Origin of the sequence: Streptococcus sp. HMSC062H02, assembly GCF_001813005.1 — a bacterium.
In the GTDB taxonomy this organism is placed as follows: Bacteria; Bacillota; Bacilli; order Lactobacillales; family Streptococcaceae; genus Streptococcus; species Streptococcus oralis_S.
On the sequence record NZ_KV811110.1, the window covers coordinates 31,099 to 55,315 of the forward strand.

A 24,217-nucleotide genomic window follows, 5' to 3' on the forward strand; every position below is an offset into this window, starting at 1 on the left:
TCGTTCAAGTATAGATCAGGAGAGGATATGCTTACGAGTTATTTTATGTTGATTTTTGCTGAAGCAATTGCAAACCGTATGGAAACGCAATATACTTCACATATTCGAAACGCCTTGGATGCGTGTTGGAGTTTTTTGGAGAATAGAGATAAAAGGGGAGAGGAACTTTATCACCTTTTAGATGATGGGACAGACTTCAGTGGAATATTTATCTACATGCAGTTAGATGAAAATGAAGCGAATGGTCTCTTGTGGGACAACATTAGTTATGCAATAGGTGTGACTGCTAAAGAAGCTTTTGAGTTTGAAAATAAGAAGGAGCTTCCTTCTCCCTTGGAAAACATTGAACCGGAACTACTTGATGTCTTTATTGATAATTTAAAAGAGATTAGCATGGATCTTTATCATCACGTCGAAACAGTAAAAATTTTCATCAATAAAAATCCATACCCATCAAGAGAATCTGCCCTAAAAGAACTAGATAGACTAGGATTACTTAGATGATTTGAATAGATGATTTGGCGAAAATTCAAAAAGAACACCCCGGAAGTTAGAGTGTCATCTCTACCTTTTGGGGTGTCGTTTATTTTTAATAGTTAAGCATTTTAAAGTACCCACGTACGGATAGCATGGGCAACGCCAGATTCATCATTTGTTTTGGTGATGTATTTGGCGATTTTTTTGAGTTCTGGATTTCCATTTTCCATAACAACGGGATTTCCAACGACTTCCAGCATGGTGCGGTCATTCTCTTCGTCACCGATCGCCATGGTTTCATCTTTGGTCAATCCGAGTTTTTCAGCTAGATGGGTAATAGCTGAACCCTTGTCTACATTCTTTTTAAGGAGTTCGAGGTAGAAAGGAGCAGATTTGTTGATGGAGTAGCGCTCGTAAAATTCTGCTGGAATTTTTTCAATCGTAGCGTCGAGAATTTCTGGTTCATCGATAAACATACACTTGACGATTTCCTTGTCAGCCATTTCTTCAGGAGTGCGGTAGAAGATGGGCATGCTGACGAGGGTTGATTCGTGCACCGTGTACTTTCCGATATTGCGATTGGCAGTATAGATACCGTCCTTGGTAATAGCGTGCATGTGGACACCGAGCTTGCGACTGAGAAATTCCATATCCAGATAATCCTCATAGGTCAAGGATTCGCTGATAATCTCATGGCCAGTAGCAGTTTCTTGGACAAGGGCACCGTTGAAGGTCACGACATAGTCACCTTGGTCTCTTAACTGCAAGTCGTCCAGAAGTTTGGCAACACCTGCGATAGGACGACCCGTTGCAATCACGACTTTGACGCCAGCTTCTTTGGCATCTTGGATGGCAGAAAAGACTTCCGGAGTGATTTCTTTTTTACTGTTAACCAGGGTACCATCGATATCGACGGCGATTAGTTTAATACTCATAAATTTCCTCTATTCGTTCTTATTTGGGGTAAAATGATCGTTCTCAATCAAGTGTAAAAATTGCTGGGTGATACTTGCGAAGATGCTATTTTGGTCCAACATTTCTTTCGGGAAATAGAAACGATTGTCTCCATGGCGACTGCCAGCAAGGGATTGGACGATAGGAGACAGGCTAGAGAGTTCAGCCAGTTCTCCATTTTTTTGTATAATCTCAATCTGTGTCCGTGGATTTTCAGATTCGGGACGATAGATATCATAAGGGAGGTCAAAGTTCTTATGAATGGCAGTATAGTAGTCTGGATCAAAACCGATTTCTTCAACCAGTTGTCTCATGGTTGCGAGTTGGTCTTGGTCTTTTTCTGAAAAAGTAATGGATTTAAAGACCTTGCGGTTGACAAAACGTTGCGACAAGTCGGCTAGTATCTTGTCAGGACTGGTCATCCAGAGTTGGAAGTAGGTATTCATCACGCCGTCATCAAGTGCCAGATAATCAGATAGAGTAACTTTCTTTTCAAAAAAAGGTAGCAAATGAGGAGAAGTGCGTGCAAAGAAGTCCTTGTCTTCAGGATAGAGTTCCTTAGCGCGTTTGAGGAGATTCTGTAGAAGAACCTCCATGGCGCGTGTTGCTGGGTGGAAATAAACCTGCATATACATCTGGTAGCGACTGAGAACGTAGTCTTCGATGGCATGCATGCCGTTGCGCTGAAAGGCGATCCCATTTTCGACAGGACGAATGACTCGGAGGATGCGAGTCAGGTCAAATTCCCCATAAGATGCTCCTGTAAAATAAGAGTCGCGCAATAGATAGTCCATGCGATCCGCATCAATCTGACTAGAAATGAGCTGCACGACCTGCTTGTTAGGATAGGTATGGTCGATAACACTGGCTACCTTTTCTGGGCAATCTGGCGCTACTTGTAGCAGGACTTGGTGAATCTCTGTCTCAGGACTTTGGATGATTTCCTGAGTAATGGCTTCATGATTTGTATCAAAAAGATTTTCAAAAGTATGCGAGTAGGCACCATGCCCAAGGTCGTGTAGGAGAGCAGCGGTCATGGTCAAGAGAGACTCAGCAGGATCCCATTCTTCAGGGTATTTTTCTTCAAAAATCTCCGTGATACGTCGAGCAATCTCATAGACTCCCAAACAGTGGGAAAAGCGACTGTGCTCACCACCATGGAAGGTATAACTGGAAGTCCCTAGCTGTTTGATACGGCGAAGACGTTGAAATTCTTTTGTATTGATCAAGTCGTATATGACCTGATTATTGACGTGGATATAGTTGTGAACTGGGTCACGGAATACTTTTTCGTTCATATGACCATTATAGCAAAATCCTGCTCTTTTTGGTAAAATAGTAGGACAAGAGACAAGAAAGAGGATTTGATGTGAAGATTCGGATGCGAAATACGATTCAGTTTGATGAACAATTGGAAGTCATTGACCAACTCTATGACGTGGAAGTGCGTGAAAAGGGAGATTATCACTATCTGCTTTTCTACAATGAGGAAAAAGAAAAAGTGGTTCTCAAGTTTCATAGTCAAGAACTGGTGATGACCCGTTTCTCGAGTCCCAAAACCATCATGCGTTTTCTAAAGGATAGTGATAGTTTAGCCTATATTCCGACTCCAATGGGGATGCAGGAGTTTATCATTCAAACGAATCACTATGAATTGGATGGGCAAAAGATTGAATTAGCCTATCAACTGCAAAACCAAGAGGGACACCCCTTTGCCAGCTATCAATTAGAAATTACTTGGGGATAAGAAAAAGGTTGGCGGAAGCCAACCTTATTTGATATAGAGTTCTTGATTTTTTAGGACAATTTCACGAACACTTGCGAATTTCTTGAGTTTTTTCAGTTCTTCAGGATGGGTTACCAGAGTGATAACATAGCCCTCCTTGCCCATGCGACCTGTACGACCAGCACGGTGGGTATAGGTTTCCATATCTCTAGGGACGTCGAAGTTGACAACACATTCCAAGCTATCAATATCAATCCCACGAGCCAAAAGATCAGTTGCAAGGAGTAGGGTTAGCTGCTTGCCTTTAAACTTTTCTAAGATGACTTTTCGAAATTTAACATTGACATCGCTAGCGAGGGAAACAGCCAAGATATCGCGATACTGTAATTTTTCTTCTGCACTTCCAAGGTCTGACAAGCTGTTAAAGAAGACCAGACCACGGAAATCCTCTACATGTGCTAGTTTTCGTAGCATGTCCACTCGGTGACGTTGGTCTACCTGCATGTAGAAGTGTTGGATGTTGTCCAGTTTTTGATCAGAGAGATCAATAGTGCGCGTGTTTGGTGCAATCTTTTCTTGGTCAAACTTGGTCGTCGCACTCATGTAGATGAGTTGGTGGTCACGAGGTGCGTAGTGGGTGATTTTCTCGACAAAGTGAATTTGAGAATCATCGAACAATTGGTCAAATTCATCCAGAATGATGGTTTCTACATTCATCATCTTGATTTTTTTCAATTTAATCAACTCAAAGATACGGCCAGGTGTTCCAATCAGAATTTCTGGTCCTTTTTTAAGACGTTCAATCTGGCGTTTCTGACTCGAACCTGATAAGAAGAGCTGAGCAGTTAAGCCGATAGCCTCTGACCACGTTTTACATACATCAAAAATCTGTCCAGCTAGTTCTGTATTTGGTGCTAGGATCAAGAGTTGCTGGGCTTTTTTCTTTTGTAGTCTGAGAAGACTTGGCAGGAGGTAAGCTAGGGTCTTACCAGTTCCTGTCGGGCTTACTCCCAGTAAGTTTTCTCCAGCTAGTATAGGCTCAAATAGTTGAGTTTGAATGGGGGTAAATTCTTGGAAACCGAGTTGGTCACTCAATTCCTGCCATTCAGTCGGTAGTTTGGTTTTCATTTTTCTGCCTCAAATCTAATGCCAGCAGTCTGGCGCATGGTATAGAGTAAATCATGAACAGAGCTTGCATCATCCAGCCAGTTCTGGTAGAAAGTCTGGTCTGGTTGCTGGATCATCTGTGCAAATGCAGCAACTTCCTCAGTCATCGTATGGGGAGCTTGTTGGATAGGGAGCTGGATTGGATTTCCTTGGTGGTCGCTAAAAATAGCTGAGCGGACATGTTCAATCGTGTTAAGGGTCAAGGTTCCATCTGCTGTGTAAATCTCACAAGGAAGATTGGAAGTAATGTTTTTTCCTGCCTTGATATGAACTTGAAAGTCAGGGTAGAAGAGGATACCATCGCCATTTAGGTCAATGCTATTGTCAAGCTGTTGAGCCTGATAGGTCGCGTCCTGAGCCTTTCCAAAGAGACGAATAGCAGCGTAGAGGGGATAAATCCCCAAGTCCATAAGAGCTCCACCAGCAAAACGGTCTGAAAAGACATTGGGAGTCTGTCCAGCCAACAAGTCAGGCATCTTGGAAGAATACTTGGCATAGTTGAAATCTGCTCCCAGCACTTGCTTGTCTGCTAAAAAGTTTTTGATAGTGGTAAAAGCTTCTTCGTGGTAATTACGAGCTGCTTCAAAGATAAAACAGTGATTTTTCTCAGCTGTTTGTCTCAAATCTAGCCATTCATGTGGCTGAGTGACAGCTGGCTTTTCAAGAATGACGTGTTTCCCAAAAGACAAGGCTGCTTTGGCTTGAACAAAATGCAAGGAGTTTGGACTAGCGATATAGACTACATCAAAGGAGCTCTTGAAGAAGTCTTCTACTTGATCAAAGAGTTGGATATCTTGATAGCGAGAAGCAAAGGTTGCTGCTGTTTCTATCTTTCTAGAATAGACAGCGACCAGCTGGTATTCTCCGTTAGCATGGGCTGCTTCTATGAAATGATGACTGATAGCCCCTGTTCCGATGACACCTAATTTAAGCATAAATACTCCTTTTCCGACTTCAAATCCTTCCTTCATTATAACATAGAAAAGAAGGACTATCCAACAGATGGTAAAAATTTTCAAATGGGCTACGCATTTTTAGGAGAAAGTGGTACAATATTGAAATGAGTAAATGAAACTGAATTGGGAGAGAAAATGAGATTATTACCAATAAGAAAAATATCACGTCAGTCTAAGCGACTAGCGCTTTTTTTGACTTTTTGTGCAGGATATGTCGATGCTTATACCTTTATCGTGCGAGGGAACACCCTTGTCGCTGGACAGACTGGGAATGTGGTTTTTCTTTCTGTAGGACTTATTCAACAAAATGTATCGGATGCCAGTGCCAAAGTAATGACCTTGTTTTCCTTTATGATGGGTGTCTTTTTTCTGACATTGTATAAGGAAAAACTACGAATTGTTAAAAAGCCGATTTTGTCCTTGATTCCACTTGCAGTCTTATCCCTAATTATAGGCTTTGTGCCGCAAACGGTTGACAATATCTATCTCGTACCGCCCTTGGCCTTTTGTATGGGACTGGTGACAACAGCCTTTGGAGAAGTGTCAGGTATTGCCTATAATAATGCTTTTATGACGGGCAATATTAAACGAACCATGTTGGCTTTTGGAGATTATTTCCGGACCAAGCATACGCCTTTTCTACGAGAGGGCTTGATTTTTGTTAGCTTACTTAGTAGTTTTGTCTTCGGAGTTGTTTTTTCAGCTTATTTGACGATTTACTATCAGGAGAAGACAATTCTAGGTGTTCCTCTTATGATGAGTATCTTTTACTTCAGTATGCTTTTTGCTTCTTGGAGAAAAAAAGGGAAAGAAAAAGCTTAAATTTGATTGATTTCGCTTGTAAGAAAAAAGAAGATATGCTATACTTGAAGAGTTGACTATGCACAATCCTGTGCAACCGCACGAACATCGTTTGCTCATCGTATACAAAATTTAAACTTTGTTATACTTAGAGCTCTTCTTTTAAGTGGTTCGTCCCACGATGCTAGGCGAGTCTTCACAAAAATACGGGGAAACCCTAAAAATCATAGGAGGTGCATAATGAGCACATACGCAATTATCAAAACTGGCGGAAAACAAGTTAAAGTTGAAGTTGGTCAAGCAGTTTACGTTGAAAAATTGAACGTTGAAGCTGGTCAAGAAGTTACTTTTAACGAAGTTGTTCTTGTTGGTGGTGAAAACACTGTTGTCGGAACTCCACTTGTTGCTGGAGCTACTGTAGTTGGAACTGTTGAAAAACAAGGAAAACAAAAGAAAGTTGTTACTTACAAGTACAAACCTAAAAAAGGTAGCCACCGTAAACAAGGTCACCGTCAACCATATACAAAAGTTGTCATCAACGCGATCAACGCTTAATTTTAAGGAGAACACATGATACAAGCAGTCTTTGAGAGAGCCGAAGATGGCGAGCTGAGGAGTGCGGAAATTACTGGACACGCCGAAAGTGGCGAATACGGCTTAGATGTCGTGTGTGCATCGGTTTCTACGCTTGCCATTAACTTTATCAATTCCATTGAGAAATTTGCAGGCTATGAACCAATCTTAGAATTAAACGAAGATGAAGGTGGCTATCTAAAGGTTGAAATACCAGCGGATCTTCCTTCGCACCAGAGAGAAATGACCCAGTTATTCTTTGAATCATTTTTCTTAGGTATGGCAAATTTATCGGAGAACTCTTCTGAGTTCGTCCAAACCAGAGTTATCACAGAAAACTAACACGGAGGAAAACATTATGTTAAAAATGACTCTTAACAACTTGCAACTTTTCGCCCACAAAAAAGGTGGAGGTTCTACATCAAACGGACGTGATTCACAAGCAAAACGTCTTGGAGCTAAAGCAGCTGACGGACAAACTGTAACAGGTGGATCAATCCTTTACCGTCAACGTGGTACACACATCTATCCAGGTGTAAACGTTGGACGTGGTGGAGACGATACTTTGTTCGCTAAAGTTGAAGGCGTAGTACGCTTTGAACGTAAAGGTCGCGATAAGAAACAAGTTTCTGTTTACCCAATCGCAAAATAAAAAGGTCCAGTGAACCTTTTTATCCCGAGCCTTGGTATTTTAAGGCGAGGAAGCTAGAAGTAGCATTAAATAAGGCTTTCCGAGTTTTCGGAGAGCCTATTTTTTTGTTTTGATACCCATAACTCTTTGTTACTAGTGTAGATTAATTTTATGAGCGACATTATTTTTCCTAAGTGGAAAATTTCTAAAATATGGTATAATGAACAGATAGAGAAGTTGGGGGTAGAAGATGAATATTCAACAATTACGCTATGTTGTTGCTATTGCCAATAGTGGTACTTTCCGTGAAGCTGCTGAAAAGATGTATGTTAGTCAGCCGAGTCTGTCTATTTCTGTGCGCGATTTGGAAAAAGAGTTAGGCTTTAAAATTTTCCGTCGGACGAGTTCAGGAACGTTTTTGACACGTCGCGGTATGGAATTTTATGAGAAAGCGCAAGAATTGGTCAAAGGATTTGATGTTTTTCAAAATCAGTATGCCAATCCTGAGGAAGAAAAGGATGAATTTTCCATTGCCAGTCAGCACTATGACTTCTTGCCACCAACCATTACGGCTTTTTCAGAGCGCTATCCTGACTACAAAAACTTTCGTATTTTTGAGTCTACTACAGTTCAAATCTTAGACGAAGTAGCCCAAGGACATAGTGAGATTGGGATTATCTACCTCAACAACCAAAATAAAAAGGGCATCATGCAACGGGTTGAAAAGCTTGGTTTAGAAGTTATTGAACTAATTCCTTTCCAGACTCACATTTATCTTCGTGAAGGACATCCTTTAGCACAGAAAGAGGAATTGGTCATGGAGGATCTGGCGGATCTGCCAACAGTTCGCTTTACTCAGGAAAAGGACGAGTACCTATACTATTCAGAGAACTTTGTCGATACCAGTGCTAGCTCCCAGATGTTCAATGTGACCGACCGTGCTACTTTGAATGGTATTTTGGAGCGGACGGATGCTTATGCGACTGGGTCTGGATTTTTAGATAGTGACAGTGTTAATGGCATTACAGTTATTCGTCTCAAGGATAATTTAGATAACCGCATGGTTTATGTCAAACGGGAAGAAGTTGAGCTTAGTCAAGCTGGGACACTCTTCGTTGAGGTTATGCAAGAATATTTTGATCAGAAGAGGAAATCATGAAAAAAAGAGGAATAGTGGCAGTCATTGTACTGCTCTTAATTGCACTGGATCAGTGGGTTAAAGCCTATGTTCTCCAGCAGATTCCACTGGGTGAAGTGCGTTCGTGGATCCCCAATCTCGTTAGCTTGACTTATCTACAAAATAGAGGAGCAGCCTTCTCTATGTTACAAGACCAGCAGTGGTTTTTTGCTATCATTACCTTGGTCGTCATGGCTGGAGCCATTTGGTATCTACATAAACACATGGAGGATTCTCTCTGGCTAGTTTTTGGACTGACTTTGATAATCGCGGGAGGTCTGGGCAACTTTATCGACAGAATGAGTCAAGGTTTTGTGGTGGATATGTTTCACCTAGACTTTATCAACTTTGCGATTTTCAATGTTGCTGACAGCTATTTGACAGTTGGTGTCATTGTTTTATTGATTGCAATGCTTAAAGAGGAAGTAAATGGAAATAAAAATTGAAAGAGGCGGACTCCGCTTAGACAAGGCTCTGTCAGATTTGACAGAATTGTCACGCAGTCTCGCTAATGAACAAATCAAGGCTGGACAAGTTTTGGTTAATGGCCAAGTCAAGAAAGCAAAATATACGGTCCAAGAGGGGGATGTCGTCACTTACCATGTGCCAGAACCAGAGGTTTTAGAATATGTGGCTGAGGATATTCCGCTCGAAATTATCTACCAAGATGAGGACGTAGCCGTTGTCAATAAGCCTCAAGGGATGGTGGTTCATCCCAGCGCTGGTCATACCAGTGGAACCTTGGTCAATGCCCTCATGTACCATATAAAAGACTTGTCAGGTATCAATGGTGTTCTCCGCCCAGGAATCGTTCACCGCATTGACAAGGATACGTCAGGTCTCCTCATGATTGCTAAGAATGATGAGGCCCACTTGGCATTTGCCCAAGAGCTCAAGGATAAAAAGTCTCTACGCAAATACTGGGCGATTGTTCATGGCAATCTGCCAAATGATCGTGGTGTCATTGAAGCACCGATTGGTCGGAGCGAAAAAGACCGTAAGAAACAGGCTGTAACTGCTAAAGGGAAGCCAGCTGTGACTCGTTTTCAGGTCTTGGAACGCTTTGGAGACTATAGTTTGTTAGAGTTGCAACTGGAAACAGGGCGTACCCACCAAATCCGTGTCCATATGGCTTATATCGGTCATCCAGTCGCTGGGGACGAGGTCTATGGTCCACGCAAAACCTTGAAAGGACATGGGCAATTCCTCCATGCTAAAACTCTAGGTTTTACCCATCCGAGAACAGGTGAAACCATGGAATTCACAGCAGATATTCCAGAGATTTTTAAAGAAACGCTGGAAAGGTTGCGTAAAACTGAGAATAGATAAAAGAGTTGAGATTGCTGTCTCAACCTTTTTCATTTCAAGTCTTTTCTATTTTAAAACATTCATGTTATAATGGATAAATATGAAGAATCGGAGTGAGAATATGAAGTACAAACGAATCGTCTTTAAGGTGGGGACTTCGTCCTTGACAAATGAAGACGGGAGTTTATCAAGAAGTAAAGTAAAGGCAATTACCCAACAATTAGCTATGTTGCATGAAGCTGGACATGAGTTGATTTTGGTTTCATCTGGTGCAGTAGCGGCAGGGTTTGGAGCTTTGGGCTTTAAAAAACGTCCGACCAAGATTGCAGATAAGCAGGCTTCGGCTGCAGTAGGACAAGGTTTGCTACTAGAAGAATACACAACCAACCTCCTCATGCGTCAAATAGTCTCTGCGCAAATTTTGCTGACACAGGATGATTTTGTAGATAAGCGTCGATATAAGAATGCCCATCAGGCCTTGTCTGTATTGCTTCATCGTGGTGCCATTCCTATCATCAATGAGAATGACAGTGTCGTTATTGATGAGCTCAAGGTGGGGGACAATGATACTCTGAGTGCCCAGGTAGCGGCTATGGTTCAAGCAGACCTTTTGGTTCTCTTGACAGATGTGGACGGTCTCTATACTGGAAATCCCAACTCAGATCCAACAGCCAAACGTTTGGAGAAAATCGAGACTATCAATCGTGAGATTATTGATATGGCTGGTGGAGCAGGTTCGTCTAATGGTACTGGGGGTATGCTGACAAAAATCAAAGCTGCAACTATTGCGACGGAGTCAGGAGTGCCAGTCTATATTTGCTCCTCCTTGAAATCAGCTGCCTTGATTGAGGCAGTAGAGGATACAAAGGATGGTTCTTACTTTGTTGCGCAAGAGAAGGGACTTCGTACTCAGAAACAATGGCTGGCCTTCTATGCTCAAAGTCAGGGAACGATTTGGGTAGATGGTGGGGCTGCAGAGGCACTTTCAAAAAACGGGAAAAGTCTCCTTTTATCGGGTGTGGTAGAAGTGGAAGGAAACTTCTCTTATCACGATATTGTCACAGTAGCAGATAAAGAAACAGGTCAATCTCTTGGAAAGGGACGTGTCCAATTTGGCGTCTCAGCTCTAGAAGATATGCTCCGTTCTCAAAAAGCTAAGGGAGTCTTGATTCACCGTGATGACTGGATTTCCATCACTCCTGAAATCCAGCTACTCTTTACAGAATTTTAGAGGTGAACGATGGTAAGTACACAAGAACAATTTGAACAGGTACAGGCTGTTAAGAAATCAATCAATACTGCTAGTGAAGCAGTGAAAAACCAAGCCTTGCTAGCTATGGCTGATCACTTAGTGGCTGCTACTGAGGAGATTTTAGCGGCCAATGCCCTGGATATGGCAGCGGCCAAGGGGAAAATCTCAGATGTTATGCTAGACCGTCTTTATTTGGATGAAGGACGTATAGAAACGATGGCAAGAGGGATTCGTGAAGTGGTTGCTTTACCAGATCCAATCGGTGAAGTTTTAGAAACCAATCATCTTGAAAATGGTTTGGTTATTACCAAGAAGCGTGTGGCCATGGGAGTTATTGGGATTATCTACGAAAGTCGTCCAAATGTGACATCTGATGCGGCTGCTTTGGCTCTCAAAAGTGGCAATGCGGTCGTTCTTCGTAGTGGTAAGGATGCCTACCAAACTGCTCATGCTATTGTCACAGCTTTGAAGAAGGGCTTGGAGACGACTACCATTCATCCAAATGTGATTCAACTAGTGGAAGACACCAGCCGTGAAAGTAGCTATGCTATGATGAAGGCCAAGGGCTATCTAGACCTTCTCATACCTCGTGGAGGTGCTGGTTTGATCAATGCTGTGGTTGAAAATGCTGTCGTACCTGTTATCGAGACAGGAACTGGTATTGTCCATGTCTATGTGGATAAGGATGCTGATGAAGACAAGGCTCTCTCTATTATCAATAATGCTAAAACCAGTCGTCCTTCTGTCTGCAATGCTATGGAGGTTTTGCTGGTTCATGAAGACAAGGCAGCAAGCTTCCTTCCTCGCTTGGAGAAAGTGCTGGTTACAAGTCGGAAAGAAGATGGGCTGGAACCGATTCAATTCCGCTTGGATGAGAAAGCAAGTCAGTTTCTTTCAGGTCGAGCAGCTGAGGCCCAAGACTTTGACACTGAGTTTTTAGACTATGTCCTAGCGGTTAAGATTGTGGGTAGTTTAGAAGAAGCGGTTGCGCATATTGAAGCCCACAGTACCCATCATTCGGACGCCATTGTGACAGAAAATGCTGAAGCTGCGGCTTACTTTACAAATCAAGTTGACTCTGCAGCGGTTTATGTCAATGCTTCAACGCGTTTCACTGATGGAGGTCAATTTGGTCTTGGATGTGAAATGGGGATTTCGACTCAGAAACTGCACGCGCGTGGTCCAATGGGCTTGAAGGAATTAACTAGCTACAAGTATGTGGTTACTGGTGACGGACAGATAAGGGAGTAAGAGATGAAAATTGGATTTATCGGTTTGGGAAATATGGGAGCTAGTTTGGCCAAGGCTGTCTTGCAGGCCAAGACGGGTGAACAGATTCTCCTTGCCAATCGCAGTCAAGCAAAAGTAGATGCTTTCATCGCCAATTTCGGTGGCCAGGCTTCCAGTAATGAAGAAATTTTTGCAGAAGCAGATGTGATCTTTCTAGGAGTTAAGCCTGCTCAGTTTTCTGAAATCCTTGCTCAATACCAGTCTATCCTTGAAAAACGAGAGAGTCTTCTTTTGATTTCCATGGCGGCTGGATTGACCTTGGAAAAACTAGCTAGTCTTATCCCAAGTCAACATCGTATCATTCGCATCATGCCCAATACTCCAGTGGCTATCGGTCAAGGGGTGATTAGTTATGCCATGTCAGCAAACTGTCTTGCTGAGGACGGTGAACTCTTTTGTCAGCTTTTATCCAATGCGGGTCTATTGGTTGAGCTTGGGGATGACTTAATTGATGCGGCGACAGGTCTTGCAGGTTGTGGGCCAGCCTTTGTCTACCTCTTTATCGAGGCTTTGGCAGATGCAGGTGTTCAGTCAGGATTGCCAAGAGAAAGGGCTTTGAAAATGGCAGCCCAAACAGTAGTCGGAGCTGGACAAATGGTCCTCGAAAGCCAACAACATCCTGGAGTATTGAAAGACCAAGTTTGCAGCCCAGGAGGTTCGACTATCGCTGGTGTAGCAAGTCTGGAAGAACATGCCTTTAGAGGTACAGTCATGGCCGCAGTTCATCAAGCCTATAAACGAACACAAGAACTAGGTAAATAAGAGGTTGGATGACTCCCAACCTCTTTTTATGGTCGATTGAATAGAGAAGACGCAAAAAGATTGTCACAAAAACCTATTTTTTTGATAGAATAGAAGGTAGAAAAAAAGAAATGAGTTAGACATGTCAAAAGGATTTTTAGTCTCTCTTGAGGGACCAGAGGGAGCAGGAAAGACCAGTGTTTTAGAGGCTCTACTCCCCATTTTAGAGGAAAAAGGAGTAGAGGTGCTGACGACCCGTGAGCCAGGTGGAGTTTTGATTGGGGAGAAGATTCGTCAAGTGATTTTGGACCCAAGTCATACTCAAATGGATCCTAAAACAGAGCTCCTTCTCTATATCGCAAGTCGCAGACAGCACTTGGTGGAAAAAGTTCTGCCTGCTCTTGAAGCTGGTAAGTTGGTCATTATGGACCGTTTCATCGATAGTTCCGTTGCTTATCAGGGATTTGGCCGTGGCTTGGATATTGATGCCATTGATTGGCTCAATCACTTTGCGACAGATGGCCTCAAACCTGATTTGACACTTTATTTTGACATTGAGGTGGAAGAGGGGCTTGCTCGCATTGCTGCCAATAGTGATCGGGAGGTCAATCGTTTGGACTTGGAAGGTTTGGACTTGCACAAGAAAGTCCGTCAAGGCTACCTTTCTCTTCTGGAAAAAGAAGGAAATCGCATTGTCAAGATTGATGCCAGTCTTCCTTTGGAGCAAGTTGTGGAAATTACCAAGGCTGTCTTGTTTGACAGAATGGGCTTGGCTAAATGAAACAAGATCAACTAAAGGCTTGGCAACCAGAGCAGTTTGACCACTTTGTCCGTATTCTAGAACAAAACCAGCTCAATCATGCCTACCTTTTTTCAGGTTTCTTTGGAAGCTTGGAAATGGCGCAGTTTTTGGCTAAGAGCCTCTTTTGTAGGGATAAGGCAGGCGTTTTACCATGTGAGAAATGCCGGAACTGCAAGCTGATTGAGCAGGAAGAATTTCCCGATGTCACTTTGATTAAGCCGGTCAATCAGGTCATTAAGACAGAACGGATTCGAGAATTGGTGGCTCAGTTTTCCCAAGCAGGGATTGAAAGCCAGCAACAGGTCTTTATCATCGTGCAGGCGGAGAAAATGCATCCCAATGCAGCCAACTCTCTGCTCAAGGTCATCGAAGAACCTCAGAGTGAAGTTTACATTTTCTTCTTAACTAGTGATGAGGAAAAAATCTTGCCGACAATCCGTAGTCGGACCCAGATTTTTCACTTTAAAAAGCAAGAAGAAAAGCTCATCCATCAATTAGAACAAGCAGGTCTAGTCAAGAAAAAAGCAACTCTCTTAGCCCAGTTTAGTCAATCGAGAGCTGAAGCTGAAAAGTTGGCTAATCAGGCAAGTTTTTGGACTATAGTTGATGAAAGCGAGCGCTTACTAACTTGGTTAGTAGCCAAGAAAAAAGAGAGTTATTTGCAAGTTGCTAAATTGGCTAGCTTGGCAGATGACAAGGAGAAACAAGACCAGGTCTTGCGAATCCTCGAAGTTCTCTGTGGACAGGACCTCTTGCAAGTAAGGATTCGACAGATTTTACAAGATTTACTAGAAGCTAGAAAAATGTGGCAGGCTAATGTCAGCTTTCAAAATGCCATGGAATATCTGGTTTTGAAAGAAATATAAACTCATACTCTTCGAAAATCAAATTCAAACCACGTCAACGTCGCCTTGCCGTACTCAAGTACAGCCTGCGGCTAGTTTCCTAGTTTGCTCTTTGATTTTCATTGAGTATTAAAAATGAACGATATAGAAAGGAAAGGGCTGGTTTATGGATAAGAAAGAATTATTTGATGCGCTGGATGATTTTTCCCAACAGTTACTGGTGACCTTGGCCGATGTGGAAGCCATCAAGAAAAATCTTAAGAGCCTGGTAGAGGAAAATACAGCTCTTCGATTGGAAAATAGTAAGTTGCGCGAACGCTTAGGCGAGGTGGAAGCAGATACACCCGTTAAGGCCAAGCATGTTCGTGAAAGTGTCCGCCGAATCTATAAAGACGGGTTTCACGTATGTAATGATTTTTATGGACAACGTCGAGAACAGGACGAAGAATGTATGTTCTGTGACGAGTTGTTATACAGGGAGTAAGCATGCAGATTCAAAAAAGTTTTAAGGGACAAACTACCTATGGCAAACTTTACCTAGTAGCAACGCCGATTGGCAATCTAGATGACATGACCTTTCGTGCCATCCAGACTCTAAAAGAGGTGGACTGGATTGCGGCTGAGGACACGCGCAATACCGGTCTTTTGCTCAAGCATTTTGACATTTCGACCAAGCAGATTAGTTTTCATGAGCATAATGCCAAGGAAAAGATTCCTGATTTGATTGGTTTTCTGAAAGCAGGGCAAAGTATTGCTCAGGTATCCGATGCGGGTCTGCCTAGTATCTCGGACCCTGGTCATGATTTGGTCAAGGCAGCTATTGAGGAAGAAATCGCAGTTGTTACCGTTCCGGGTGCCTCTGCAGGGATTTCTGCCTTGATTGCCAGTGGCCTAGCGCCGCAACCACATATTTTTTACGGCTTTTTACCAAGAAAATCAGGCCAGCAAAAGCAATTTTTCGACTCAAAAAAAGACTATCCTGAAACACAAATTTTCTATGAATCACCTCATCGTGTGGCAGATACATTGGAAAATATGCTAGAAGTCTACGGTGACCGCTCGGTAGTCTTGGTCAGGGAATTGACTAAAATCTATGAAGAATACCAACGAGGAAAGATTTCAGAGCTGCTAGAAAGCATCGCTGAAACGCCACTCAAGGGCGAATGCCTTCTCATCGTTGAAGGTGCCAGTCAGGATGTGGAGGAAAAGGACGAGGAGGACTTGTTTTCAGAAATCCAATCTCGTATCCAGCAAGGTATGAAGAAAAATCAAGCCATAAAGGAAGTTGCGAAACTCTACCAGTGGAATAAAAGCCAACTCTATGCTGCCTACCACGATTGGGAAGAGAAACAATCCAACGACTAAACAGGGAAGTTTGCCTTCTTCCCTTTTTTTGTTATACTAGTAAAAGAAAAATTAGAAAGATTTGTGGGTGTCAAATAGTCTAGTAGCTTGTTTTTATTTGGACTTAGTTTCCACTCAAAGAGGTATTAGTGTCGTGTCTCAATCTTATATCAATGTTATCGGAGCAGGTTTGGCAGGTTCTGAAGCAGCCTACCAAATCGCAGAACGTGGTATTCCAGTTAAGCTCTATGAAATGCGTGGGGTCAAGTCAACACCTCAGCACAAAACAGACAATTTTGCTGAATTGGTTTGTTCCAATTCATTACGTGGGGATGCTTTGACCAATGCAGTTGGGCTCCTCAAGGAAGAAATGCGTCGCTTGGGTTCGGTCATCTTGGAATCTGCTGAGGCTACACGTGTTCCTGCAGGTGGTGCCCTTGCGGTGGACCGCGATGGTTTCTCAAAGATGGTGACTGAGAAAGTAGCTAATCATCCCTTAATTGAGGTGGTTCGTGATGAAATTACAGAATTGCCGACTGATGTAATTACAGTTGTCGCTACTGGTCCTTTGACCAGCGACGCTCTAGCTGAAAAGATTCATGCCCTTAATGACGGCGATGGTTTTTATTTCTACGACGCGGCAGCGCCGATTATCGATGTAAACACCATCGATATGAGTAAGGTCTATCTCAAGTCTCGTTATGACAAGGGAGAGGCGGCCTACCTCAATGCTCCTATGACTAAACAAGAGTTTATGGATTTCCATGAGGCCTTGGTCAATGCGGAGGAAGCACCGCTCAATTCTTTTGAAAAAGAAAAGTACTTTGAAGGATGTATGCCTATCGAGGTTATGGCAAAGCGTGGCATTAAAACCATGCTTTATGGTCCCATGAAACCAGTCGGTCTGGAATACCCAGATGACTACACAGGCCCTCGAGATGGAGAATTCAAAACACCGTATGCGGTTGTCCAGCTCCGTCAGGATAATGCGGCTGGTAGCCTCTACAATATTGTCGGTTTCCAGACCCATCTCAAATGGGGAGAGCAAAAGCGTGTTTTCCAAATGATTCCAGGCCTTGAAAATGCGGAGTTTGTTCGTTATGGGGTCATGCACCGCAATTCTTATATGGATTCACCAAATCTTCTTGAGCAAACCTATCGTTCTAAGAAACAACCAAACCTTTTCTTTGCTGGTCAGATGACGGGTGTAGAAGGCTATGTTGAGTCAGCAGCTTCAGGATTAGTTGCAGGTATTAATGCGGCTCGACTCTTCAAGGGTGAAAGTGAAGCTATCTTCCCAGAGACCACAGCGATTGGAAGTCTAGCTCATTACATCACCCATGCGGACAGCAAACATTTCCAACCAATGAATGTCAATTTTGGGATTATCAAGGAATTGGAAGGCGAGCGTATCCGTGATAAAAAAGCTCGTTATGAAAAAATTGCAGAGCGCGCCCTTACCGACTTAGAGGAATTTTTAACTGTCTAATTTTTTTGAAAGAATTGCTCATGATACTATAAAAATCTTAGAAATTGTGATAAAATAGGTAGGATAAAAAAAGGAGAGTAAAAATGGCGAATCCCAAGTATAAACGTATTTTAATCAAGTTATCAGGTGAAGCCCTTGCCGGTGAACGTGGCGTAGGGATTGATATCCAAACAGTTCAAACAATCGCAAAAGAGATTCAAGAAGTTCATAGCTTAGGTATCGAAATTGCCCTTGTTATTGGTGGAGGAAATCTCTGGCGTGGTGAACCTGCTGCAGAAGCAGGAATGGACCGCGTTCAGGCCGATTACACTGGAATGCTTGGGACCGTGATGAATGCTCTTGTAATGGCAGATTCATTGCAACAAGTTGGTGTCGATACGCGTGTACAAACAGCCATTGCGATGCAACAAGTGGCAGAACCTTATGTACGTGGACGTGCCCTTCGCCACCTTGAAAAAGGCCGTATCGTTATCTTTGGTGCTGGGATTGGTTCACCTTACTTCTCAACAGATACAACAGCAGCCCTTCGTGCAGCTGAAATCGAAGCGGATGCCATTCTGATGGCTAAAAATGGGGTAGACGGTGTTTACAATGCCGATCCTAAGAAAGACAAGACAGCCGTTAAGTTTGAAGAATTGACCCACCGTGATGTTATCAATAAAGGTCTTCGTATCATGGACTCAACTGCTTCAACCCTCTCTATGGATAACGACATTGACTTGGTTGTCTTTAACATGAACCAACCAGGCAACATCAAACGTGTCGTATTTGGTGAAAATATCGGAACAACAGTTTCAAACAATATCGAAGAAAAGGAATAAGAAAATTATGGCTAATGCAATTGTAGAAAAAGCTAAAGAGAGAATGACCCAGTCTCACCAATCACTTGCTCGTGAATTTGGAGGTATCCGTGCCGGTCGTGCCAACGCAAGCTTGCTAGACCGTATCCACGTAGAATACTATGGAGTTGAAACTCCTCTTAACCAAATCGCTTCAATTACTATTCCAGAAGCGCGTGTTTTGTTGGTCACACCATTTGACAAGTCTTCATTGAAGGACATCGAACGTGCCTTGAACGCTTCTGACCTTGGTATCACACCAGCTAATGACGGTTCTGTGATCCGCTTGGTTATCCCAGCTCTTACAGAAGAGACTCGTCGTGACCTTGCTAAAGAAGTGAAGAAGGTCGGTGAAAATGCTAAAGTGGCTGTCCGCAACATCCGCCGCGACGCTATGGACGAAGCTAAAAAGCAAGAAAAAGCAAAAGAAATCACTGAAGACGAATTGAAGACCCTTGAAAAAGATATTCAAAAAGTAACAGACGACGCTGTGAAACACATCGACGACATGACTGCCAATAAAGAAAAAGAAATCTTGGAAGTCTAAAAATAAACAGAAAACTCAGTTGGCATTGCTGGCTGAGTTTTATTCGAAAGAAGGAAATATGAATACAAATCTTGCAAGTTTTATCGTTGGACTCATCATCGATGAAAATGACCGTTTTTACTTTGTGCAAAAGGATGGTCAGACTTACGCCCTTGCCAAGGAAGAAGGCCAACATACAGTAGGGGATACGGTCAAAGGATTTGCCTACACGGATATGAAGCAAAAACTCCGTCTGACAACCTTAGAAGTGACTGCCACTCAGGACCAATTTGGTTGGGGAACCGTAACAGAAGTTCGTAAGGACTTGGGTGTCTTTGTCGATACCGGTCTACCTGATAAGGAAATCGTTGTGTCACTCGATATCCTCCCTGAGCTCAAGGAACTCTGGCCTAAGAAAGGTGACAAACTCTACATCCGTCTTGAAGTGGACAAGAAAGACCGAATCTGGGGACTCTTGGCTTATCAAGAAGACTTCCAACGTCTGGCTCGTCCTGCCTACAACAATATGCAGAACCAAAACTGGCCAGCCATTGTTTACCGCCTCAAGCTGTCAGGGACCTTTGTCTATCTGCCAGAGAATAACATGCTTGGTTTCATTCACCCAAGTGAGCGCTATGCAGAGCCACGTTTAGGGCAAGTGTTAGATGCGCGTGTCATTGGTTTCCGAGAGGTTGACCGCACTCTTAATCTTTCTCTCAAACCGCGTTCTTTTGAGATGTTGGAAAATGATGCACAAATGATTCTGACTTACTTGGAAAGCAATGGCGGTTTCATGACTTTAAATGATAAGTCATCTCCTGATGATATCAAAGCAACCTTTGGTATTTCTAAAGGTCAGTTCAAGAAAGCACTCGGTGGCTTGATGAAGGCTGGCAAAATCAAGCAAGATCAGTTTGGGACAGAGTTGATTTAGGCCTTATAGACATGATAAAGAAACTTGAAGAAATGAGTTTAGAGGAACTCTGGCAACTTTTTCCGATTTTTTTAGTAGAGCACAAGCCAGAGTGGAAAGACTGGTATGAATCGGAAAAAGCAAGCCTGAAAAAAATATTGGGTGCAAATGTTATTAAAAGAATAGAACATATCGGTAGCACTGCTATCCCTAATATTTGGGCCAAAAATATCGTTGATATTCTGTTAGAAGTAGGTAAAATAGAGGATTTAGCAAGAGTTAGGGATTTATTGGTGAAGAATGGGTGGCTAGTGATGTCGGAGAGTCCTAACAGGATTTCGCTAAATAAAGGATATACAGAGCAGGGATTTGCTGAGAAAGTTTTTCATTTACATTTGCGAATGACGGGAGATCATGACGAGATTTATTTTAGAGATTATCTCTGCCAGCATCCAGATATTGCCCAAGCGTATCAGGAATTAAAACTAAGTTTGTGGAAAAAATTTGAACACAATCGAGACGCCTATACAGATGCTAAAACAGATTTTATAAACCACTACGTTTCAGAGGCTAAGTCCAGTAATTTTCAAGAATCAGAAAAGTGTCATTAAAAAACTCTTGATAGGAGAAAGAATTGAGAAAATCATTTTACACTTGGCTCATGACCGAGCGCAATCCTAAAAGTAATAGCCCTAAAGCCATCTTGGCAGACCTCGCTTTTGAAGAGTCAGCTTTTCCAAAACATACAGATGATTTTGATGAGGTGAGTCGCTTTCTGGAGGAGCATGCCAGTTTCTCTTTTAACCTAGGTGACTTTGACGCTATCTGGCAAGAATACTTAGAACACTAGAGACAATGAGATGAGGCTAGTATTTTATTGTTCTCTTTGCTATAATATAAAGAAATAAACGGATTAGAGAGGTTCTTTATTTGAAGGAACATTCAATAGACATTCAACTAAGTCACCCAGATGACTTGTTCCATCTTTTTGGTTCCAATGAGCGCCATCTTCGTTTGATGGAAGAAGAGCTCGATGTGGTGATTCATGCCCGTACGGAGATTGTGCAGGTTTTGGGAGAAGAAGCTGCCTGTGAGGAAGCCCGTCAGGTTATTCAGGCTTTGATGGTCTTGGTAAATCGTGGAATGACCGTTGGCACGCCAGATGTGGTGACTGCGATTAGCATGGTCAAAAACGATGAAATTGACAAGTTTGTCGCCCTTTACGAAGAAGAAATTATCAAGGATAATACTGGGAAGCCTATCCGTGTCAAAACCTTGGGTCAAAAGCTTTATGTGGACAGTGTCAAACAGCATGATGTGACCTTTGGAATCGGACCTGCAGGGACAGGGAAGACCTTTCTTGCAGTGACTTTGGCAGTAACTGCCCTTAAACGTGGGCAAGTCAAGCGGATTATCCTTACTCGTCCGGCAGTGGAAGCAGGCGAGAGTCTAGGATTTCTTCCGGGTGATCTTAAGGAGAAGGTCGATCCTTATCTTCGACCAGTTTATGATGCCTTGTATCAGATTCTCGGGAAAGACCAAACGACCCGTCTCATGGAGCGTGAAATTATCGAAATCGCGCCCCTCGCCTACATGCGTGGACGGACCTTGGATGATGCCTTTGTCATTCTCGATGAGGCGCAAAATACGACTATCATGCAGATGAAGATGTTCTTGACTCGTTTAGGCTTTAATTCGAAGATGATTGTCAATGGGGATATCAGTCAGATTGACCTGCCACGTAATGTTAAGTCCGGTTTGATTGATGCTCAAGAAAAGCTCAAGAACATTCACCAAATCGACTTTGTTCATTTTTCAGCTAAGGATGTGGTTCGCCATCCGGTTGTCGCTCAGATTATTCGAGCTTATGAACCCGCTCCAGTTAAGGTTGAAGAAAAGAACCAAGAGACAGAATAGCAAAAAAGAGCAGTTCAGATGCGAACTGCTTTTAAGTTGCCCTGTATAAAAAGTTGTATGGCTAATTTATTATATACAGAATAATGATGATTCTAATCTGATGTTGGTAAAATTCTAGAAATATTAGTGCTGAAACCTCCACATTTAAGTTAACTTATTATAAATTTTATTTTTTCTTAATTTCCTTAGCAATTAATAGGAAAAATTACGATAAATTTTATTGAAATAAAGATTTCAAAATGATAAAATGATATTTGGGTTAGAGTGGGCTTATGTCCAAAATTTGAAAGTACCTAACTCGCTTTCACATCTTAATAGAAAGGAGATATTATGAAAAAAGACAAGTGGTGGCTTCCATTTTTAGCAGTAGGAGTCATCATAGCTTTAGCGGTGGGTTTAATTTATTTCACTAGACCCACTAAGGATGGAGATATAGGAACGTCTTCAGTTTCGCAATCGACTTCAAGCGATGAGAACAATTCAGCTTTGAGTTTAAAAGGTCAACAACTTCCAGAATTTAAAATGACCTCTCAAGATGGAAAATTGATTGCTATCTCGGAACTGTATGATAAACCTATATTAGTTGTCGAATGGGCTAGTTGGTGTCCGCATTGCCAGAAACAACTACCCATTGTTCAGCAGATGTATGAAAAGTATGGAGATCAAATTCATTTTGTTCTTCTGAATATGAACGAACCAGGAAAAGAAACAAAGGAAACTGCTGATCAGTATATCAAAGAAAAAGGATATACTTTCCCGTATTATTATGACGAAGATCAGTCCGCAACCGATCTTTTATAGGTTCAAACCATACCAAGTATGTATCTTGTGACAAAACAGCAACAGGTAAAGAATGTATTAGTAAATCATACCACTGCTGAAAATTTCTCGAAAGAGTTACAAGAACTGCTAAACTAACATACATTCATTTCGGAAAAAGGAGGAAGAAGAAATCGCAATAGGATTTCAGAGAAAATTATGAGAGATTTCATTAAAAAGGTCTCCATTCTGTTTACGATTCTGTTTCTCTCTGTGCCATTAGGATTAGCTAGTTTACGTTTCGGTCGTGGTGCGGCTGATGAAACTGAGGTAATTCGAGTAGGAGATAATACGGAAATTATCCAGAATGGATGTTATCGTAAGATAAAGAAATCGGACAAAACAAAGTGGACAGTTCCACGTAAACCGGTCGACTTAGTTATCCTTCAGGATGCGAGTGGATCGTTCAAGAACACCATTCCTAATGTCCAAAATGCCTTAAAAACATTGACAACATTTGTCAGTGAAGAAAATTATGATGAGAATAATCCTCGTTTGGTTAAGACTGATAACCCGGATACATCAGACCGAGTTATGATGGCAACCTTCCAAGGTGCGGATGGATACAACTATTACTACAATAATGATTTTACAGGTCGTAAAGATACTTATGGTAGTTGGGGACCTGATTATGATTACAAATACAAGTCTAGCAACTTGTCTTCAGATCAAAATGATATCCATCAATTCATTGATAATATTAAGGTGGCAGGAGGAACCCCTACAGTACCAGCTATTGACGATGTCATTGCTCAATATAATCAAAGAAAAGGGAATATGGCTAACGGTCGTAAGACCATCTTCCTTTTGATTACGGATGGAGTTGCCAACGGGAAACGTGACCCGGATGGTAAGGTTCGTCTAGAGTACAGCGACTATCGCAACAATATTCTTACACGTGCTTGGAATTTTGATGAGCTAACTGAAGCATCTCAAAACGTTTTAGGGCGAGTGAAAGAGGTTAAGGAAGCATCTACAAGACTTCAAAATGTTGTTGGTTCCGAAGGAACTGTAGTAGTAGGTTTCTGGGAAGACGTATCAATCTTTGCAAACTCTAAAGCTCAGTATTATGACACATATAAAGAAGGTTATTCAAAATACTTTGATATCGGTGACAACCGTTCAGTTCAAGATATCTTCCATGAAGCATTAGAGGGGATGGCTTCTCCAGCAAAAAATATTAATGGTAAGAACGTTTCTTTCTATGTTAATGAACAAAGTGATATCAATAAGTTCTCAAGTCGAGTTCTAGAATCTGTTGGAGCTGCGTTGATTAAGGAAGACATCAAGGGTGAGTTCACTGTTACACCTGGATATAAGGTTGATGCTGTTCGAATCAATGGTAAAACAGTTGTTGAAAAAGTCACAGATCCATCAAAACAAATTCGTGGTCGAATCAATCAAGAAGGTGACAATGTCACAATCTATGTACCCGATAGTGTCTTCAATCCAGGTAATAACAATTTCGACTATGATTTGAGTAAGGAAGCTCGTGCTCCTGAAACGAATGAAGAGGATGAAGTTGATCCGCCAGCTGATTATAAACCTGTAAACGAAGAAGTTACAGTTCCTGAATTGACGGGTGTCTTCAAGACAGGTGAATTTTCAACTCAAAAAATCGGTGGTCGTAATGAAAAAGTTGAAGTTCAAAAACTCGAGTACTGTTACCC

At 42.1% G+C, this 24,217-nt stretch carries 28 protein-coding genes, 2 pseudogenes and 1 other annotated feature; of the genes and pseudogenes, 25 read left to right on the top strand and 5 right to left on the bottom strand.

What is annotated here, in order from left to right; genetic code table 11:
• Positions 1-27 precede the first annotated feature (27 nt).
• Complete coding sequence (locus tag HMPREF2885_RS03920) at positions 28-504, top strand: Imm6 family immunity protein (protein WP_049550017.1); 477 nt, start codon at positions 28-30, stop codon at positions 502-504.
• 101 nt (positions 505-605) lie between these two features.
• Here HMPREF2885_RS03920 and yidA read toward each other — a convergent pair whose 3' ends face one another.
• Together yidA and HMPREF2885_RS03930 are read right to left on the bottom strand one after the other, a co-directional pair.
• Positions 606-1,412, bottom strand: coding sequence for a sugar-phosphatase (gene yidA, locus HMPREF2885_RS03925; protein WP_000023486.1), 807 nt, complete (start codon positions 1,410-1,412; stop codon positions 606-608).
• Between the two features lie 9 nt (positions 1,413-1,421).
• Positions 1,422-2,729, bottom strand: coding sequence for an HD domain-containing protein (locus HMPREF2885_RS03930; RefSeq protein WP_001003530.1), 1,308 nt, complete (start codon positions 2,727-2,729; stop codon positions 1,422-1,424).
• A 71-nt stretch (positions 2,730-2,800) separates the two neighbouring features.
• Here HMPREF2885_RS03930 and HMPREF2885_RS03935 point away from each other — a divergent pair, with 71 nt between their 5' ends.
• On the top strand, positions 2,801-3,178 hold the full coding sequence (locus HMPREF2885_RS03935; protein ID WP_002881798.1) for a YwiB family protein: 378 nt from the start codon (positions 2,801-2,803) through the stop codon (positions 3,176-3,178).
• A gap of 24 nt (positions 3,179-3,202) precedes the next feature.
• On the opposite strand, the gene HMPREF2885_RS03940 is transcribed toward HMPREF2885_RS03935, so the two are convergent.
• Together HMPREF2885_RS03940 and HMPREF2885_RS03945 are read right to left on the bottom strand one after the other, a co-directional pair.
• Positions 3,203-4,285, bottom strand: a complete 1,083-nt coding sequence (locus HMPREF2885_RS03940) for a DEAD/DEAH box helicase (protein WP_000850570.1) — start codon at positions 4,283-4,285, stop codon at positions 3,203-3,205.
• Entirely contained in the window at positions 4,282-5,259 is a 978-nt protein-coding gene (locus HMPREF2885_RS03945) for a Gfo/Idh/MocA family protein (protein WP_000915870.1), read from the bottom strand. The genes HMPREF2885_RS03940 and HMPREF2885_RS03945 overlap by 4 nt, the downstream gene beginning before the upstream one ends.
• A 156-nt stretch (positions 5,260-5,415) precedes the next feature.
• Here HMPREF2885_RS03945 and HMPREF2885_RS03950 point away from each other — a divergent pair, with 156 nt between their 5' ends.
• The 4 genes from HMPREF2885_RS03950 (at position 5,416) to rpmA (ending at position 7,306) form a co-directional block, all read left to right on the top strand.
• Positions 5,416-6,102, top strand: a complete 687-nt coding sequence (locus HMPREF2885_RS03950) for a YoaK family protein (RefSeq protein WP_001238358.1) — start codon at positions 5,416-5,418, stop codon at positions 6,100-6,102.
• Positions 6,103-6,166: 64 nt separating this feature from the next.
• Positions 6,167-6,287: a sequence feature (ribosomal protein L21 leader region), on the top strand.
• Between the two features lie 34 nt (positions 6,288-6,321).
• On the top strand, positions 6,322-6,636 hold the full coding sequence (gene rplU / locus HMPREF2885_RS03955) for a 50S ribosomal protein L21 (protein ID WP_000109141.1): 315 nt from the start codon (positions 6,322-6,324) through the stop codon (positions 6,634-6,636).
• 15 nt (positions 6,637-6,651) lie between these two features.
• Positions 6,652-6,996, top strand: a complete 345-nt coding sequence (locus tag HMPREF2885_RS03960) for a ribosomal-processing cysteine protease Prp (protein ID WP_000613697.1) — start codon at positions 6,652-6,654, stop codon at positions 6,994-6,996.
• Between the two features lie 16 nt (positions 6,997-7,012).
• On the top strand, positions 7,013-7,306 hold the full coding sequence (rpmA, locus tag HMPREF2885_RS03965; protein WP_000916509.1) for a 50S ribosomal protein L27: 294 nt from the start codon (positions 7,013-7,015) through the stop codon (positions 7,304-7,306).
• 165 nt (positions 7,307-7,471) lie between these two features.
• Here the strand turns inward: rpmA and HMPREF2885_RS10245 are convergent.
• A pseudogene (locus tag HMPREF2885_RS10245) lies at positions 7,472-7,543 on the bottom strand (AraC family transcriptional regulator); the annotation flags it as partial.
• Between HMPREF2885_RS10245 and HMPREF2885_RS03975 the strand changes: the two are divergent.
• From HMPREF2885_RS03975 to HMPREF2885_RS04065, 19 genes and pseudogenes are all read left to right on the top strand, one after another.
• The gene (locus HMPREF2885_RS03975; protein ID WP_001025717.1) at positions 7,536-8,444 is read left to right on the top strand and encodes a LysR family transcriptional regulator; all 909 of its coding nucleotides are present in this window, start codon (positions 7,536-7,538) and stop codon (positions 8,442-8,444) included. The pseudogene HMPREF2885_RS10245 and the gene HMPREF2885_RS03975 overlap by 8 nt on opposite strands.
• Positions 8,441-8,908 carry a signal peptidase II gene (gene lspA, locus HMPREF2885_RS03980; protein WP_000745678.1) on the top strand — a complete coding sequence of 156 codons (468 nt, stop codon included), beginning with the start codon at positions 8,441-8,443 and terminating at the stop codon, positions 8,906-8,908. Before HMPREF2885_RS03975 ends, lspA begins: the two co-directional genes overlap by 4 nt.
• Positions 8,892-9,791, top strand: coding sequence for an RluA family pseudouridine synthase (locus tag HMPREF2885_RS03985; protein WP_070657173.1), 900 nt, complete (start codon positions 8,892-8,894; stop codon positions 9,789-9,791). The genes lspA and HMPREF2885_RS03985 overlap by 17 nt, the downstream gene beginning before the upstream one ends.
• A 100-nt stretch (positions 9,792-9,891) precedes the next feature.
• Positions 9,892-11,001 (top strand): glutamate 5-kinase, encoded by a 1,110-nt coding sequence (gene proB, locus HMPREF2885_RS03990; RefSeq protein WP_000875726.1) that lies wholly within the window; start codon positions 9,892-9,894, stop codon positions 10,999-11,001.
• A 9-nt stretch (positions 11,002-11,010) separates the two neighbouring features.
• Positions 11,011-12,273, top strand: coding sequence for a glutamate-5-semialdehyde dehydrogenase (locus HMPREF2885_RS03995; protein ID WP_000255270.1), 1,263 nt, complete (start codon positions 11,011-11,013; stop codon positions 12,271-12,273).
• A 3-nt stretch (positions 12,274-12,276) separates the two neighbouring features.
• Entirely contained in the window at positions 12,277-13,074 is a 798-nt protein-coding gene (gene proC, locus HMPREF2885_RS04000) for a pyrroline-5-carboxylate reductase (RefSeq protein ID WP_000689682.1), read from the top strand.
• Positions 13,075-13,195: 121 nt separating this feature from the next.
• A complete protein-coding gene (tmk, locus tag HMPREF2885_RS04005; RefSeq protein WP_000033378.1) occupies positions 13,196-13,834 on the top strand; it encodes a dTMP kinase in 639 nt (212 codons plus the stop codon).
• Entirely contained in the window at positions 13,831-14,721 is an 891-nt protein-coding gene (locus HMPREF2885_RS04010) for a DNA polymerase III subunit delta' (protein WP_070657176.1), read from the top strand. The genes tmk and HMPREF2885_RS04010 overlap by 4 nt, the downstream gene beginning before the upstream one ends.
• A 145-nt stretch (positions 14,722-14,866) precedes the next feature.
• The gene (yabA, locus tag HMPREF2885_RS04015; RefSeq protein ID WP_000358229.1) at positions 14,867-15,184 is read left to right on the top strand and encodes a DNA replication initiation control protein YabA; all 318 of its coding nucleotides are present in this window, start codon (positions 14,867-14,869) and stop codon (positions 15,182-15,184) included.
• Between the two features lie 2 nt (positions 15,185-15,186).
• Complete coding sequence (rsmI, locus tag HMPREF2885_RS04020) at positions 15,187-16,065, top strand: 16S rRNA (cytidine(1402)-2'-O)-methyltransferase (RefSeq protein WP_070657178.1); 879 nt, start codon at positions 15,187-15,189, stop codon at positions 16,063-16,065.
• A gap of 133 nt (positions 16,066-16,198) precedes the next feature.
• Positions 16,199-17,533, top strand: coding sequence for a methylenetetrahydrofolate--tRNA-(uracil(54)-C(5))-methyltransferase (FADH(2)-oxidizing) TrmFO (gene trmFO / locus HMPREF2885_RS04025; protein WP_070657181.1), 1,335 nt, complete (start codon positions 16,199-16,201; stop codon positions 17,531-17,533).
• Between the two features lie 83 nt (positions 17,534-17,616).
• Entirely contained in the window at positions 17,617-18,354 is a 738-nt protein-coding gene (pyrH, locus tag HMPREF2885_RS04030; protein WP_000002996.1) for a UMP kinase, read from the top strand.
• Between the two features lie 7 nt (positions 18,355-18,361).
• Positions 18,362-18,919, top strand: coding sequence for a ribosome recycling factor (frr, locus tag HMPREF2885_RS04035; protein WP_001262235.1), 558 nt, complete (start codon positions 18,362-18,364; stop codon positions 18,917-18,919).
• A 58-nt stretch (positions 18,920-18,977) separates the two neighbouring features.
• The gene (gene cvfB / locus HMPREF2885_RS04040; protein WP_001095456.1) at positions 18,978-19,832 is read left to right on the top strand and encodes an RNA-binding virulence regulatory protein CvfB; all 855 of its coding nucleotides are present in this window, start codon (positions 18,978-18,980) and stop codon (positions 19,830-19,832) included.
• An 11-nt stretch (positions 19,833-19,843) separates the two neighbouring features.
• Complete coding sequence (locus HMPREF2885_RS04045) at positions 19,844-20,422, top strand: GrpB family protein (RefSeq protein WP_065371720.1); 579 nt, start codon at positions 19,844-19,846, stop codon at positions 20,420-20,422.
• 23 nt (positions 20,423-20,445) lie between these two features.
• Positions 20,446-20,661, top strand: a complete 216-nt coding sequence (locus HMPREF2885_RS04050) for a YozE family protein (protein ID WP_001232084.1) — start codon at positions 20,446-20,448, stop codon at positions 20,659-20,661.
• An 80-nt stretch (positions 20,662-20,741) separates the two neighbouring features.
• Positions 20,742-21,728, top strand: a complete 987-nt coding sequence (locus HMPREF2885_RS04055; protein ID WP_049550008.1) for a PhoH family protein — start codon at positions 20,742-20,744, stop codon at positions 21,726-21,728.
• 330 nt (positions 21,729-22,058) lie between these two features.
• Positions 22,059-22,646 (top strand): annotated as a pseudogene (locus HMPREF2885_RS04060) (TlpA family protein disulfide reductase).
• Between the two features lie 60 nt (positions 22,647-22,706).
• Positions 22,707-24,217, top strand: a 1,511-nt coding sequence (locus tag HMPREF2885_RS04065) for a vWA domain-containing protein (protein ID WP_148131128.1), incomplete at its 3' end; no start/stop codon positions are given.

Bases quoted from the DNA above. Each gene is read 5' to 3' on its own strand.
- rsmI (WP_070657178.1), top strand. From the start codon at position 15,187: ATGCAGATTCAAAAAAGTTTTAAGGGACAAACTACCTATGGCAAACTT.
- cvfB (WP_001095456.1), top strand. From the start codon at position 18,978: ATGAATACAAATCTTGCAAGTTTTATCGTTGGACTCATCATCGATGAA.
- HMPREF2885_RS04010 (WP_070657176.1), top strand. From the start codon at position 13,831: ATGAAACAAGATCAACTAAAGGCTTGGCAACCAGAGCAGTTTGACCAC.
- HMPREF2885_RS03945 (WP_000915870.1), bottom strand. From the start codon at position 5,259: ATGCTTAAATTAGGTGTCATCGGAACAGGGGCTATCAGTCATCATTTC.
- HMPREF2885_RS03920 (WP_049550017.1), top strand. From the start codon at position 28: ATGCTTACGAGTTATTTTATGTTGATTTTTGCTGAAGCAATTGCAAAC.
- yidA (WP_000023486.1), bottom strand. From the start codon at position 1,412: ATGAGTATTAAACTAATCGCCGTCGATATCGATGGTACCCTGGTTAAC.
- lspA (WP_000745678.1), top strand. From the start codon at position 8,441: ATGAAAAAAAGAGGAATAGTGGCAGTCATTGTACTGCTCTTAATTGCA.
- HMPREF2885_RS03960 (WP_000613697.1), top strand. From the start codon at position 6,652: ATGATACAAGCAGTCTTTGAGAGAGCCGAAGATGGCGAGCTGAGGAGT.
- HMPREF2885_RS03975 (WP_001025717.1), top strand. From the start codon at position 7,536: ATGAATATTCAACAATTACGCTATGTTGTTGCTATTGCCAATAGTGGT.
- yabA (WP_000358229.1), top strand. From the start codon at position 14,867: ATGGATAAGAAAGAATTATTTGATGCGCTGGATGATTTTTCCCAACAG.
- HMPREF2885_RS03950 (WP_001238358.1), top strand. From the start codon at position 5,416: ATGAGATTATTACCAATAAGAAAAATATCACGTCAGTCTAAGCGACTA.
- pyrH (WP_000002996.1), top strand. From the start codon at position 17,617: ATGGCGAATCCCAAGTATAAACGTATTTTAATCAAGTTATCAGGTGAA.
- rpmA (WP_000916509.1), top strand. From the start codon at position 7,013: ATGTTAAAAATGACTCTTAACAACTTGCAACTTTTCGCCCACAAAAAA.
- proC (WP_000689682.1), top strand. From the start codon at position 12,277: ATGAAAATTGGATTTATCGGTTTGGGAAATATGGGAGCTAGTTTGGCC.
- HMPREF2885_RS03995 (WP_000255270.1), top strand. From the start codon at position 11,011: ATGGTAAGTACACAAGAACAATTTGAACAGGTACAGGCTGTTAAGAAA.
- HMPREF2885_RS03985 (WP_070657173.1), top strand. From the start codon at position 8,892: ATGGAAATAAAAATTGAAAGAGGCGGACTCCGCTTAGACAAGGCTCTG.
- proB (WP_000875726.1), top strand. From the start codon at position 9,892: ATGAAGTACAAACGAATCGTCTTTAAGGTGGGGACTTCGTCCTTGACA.
- tmk (WP_000033378.1), top strand. From the start codon at position 13,196: ATGTCAAAAGGATTTTTAGTCTCTCTTGAGGGACCAGAGGGAGCAGGA.
- HMPREF2885_RS03930 (WP_001003530.1), bottom strand. From the start codon at position 2,729: ATGAACGAAAAAGTATTCCGTGACCCAGTTCACAACTATATCCACGTC.
- frr (WP_001262235.1), top strand. From the start codon at position 18,362: ATGGCTAATGCAATTGTAGAAAAAGCTAAAGAGAGAATGACCCAGTCT.
- HMPREF2885_RS03940 (WP_000850570.1), bottom strand. From the start codon at position 4,285: ATGAAAACCAAACTACCGACTGAATGGCAGGAATTGAGTGACCAACTC.
- HMPREF2885_RS04045 (WP_065371720.1), top strand. From the start codon at position 19,844: ATGATAAAGAAACTTGAAGAAATGAGTTTAGAGGAACTCTGGCAACTT.
- rplU (WP_000109141.1), top strand. From the start codon at position 6,322: ATGAGCACATACGCAATTATCAAAACTGGCGGAAAACAAGTTAAAGTT.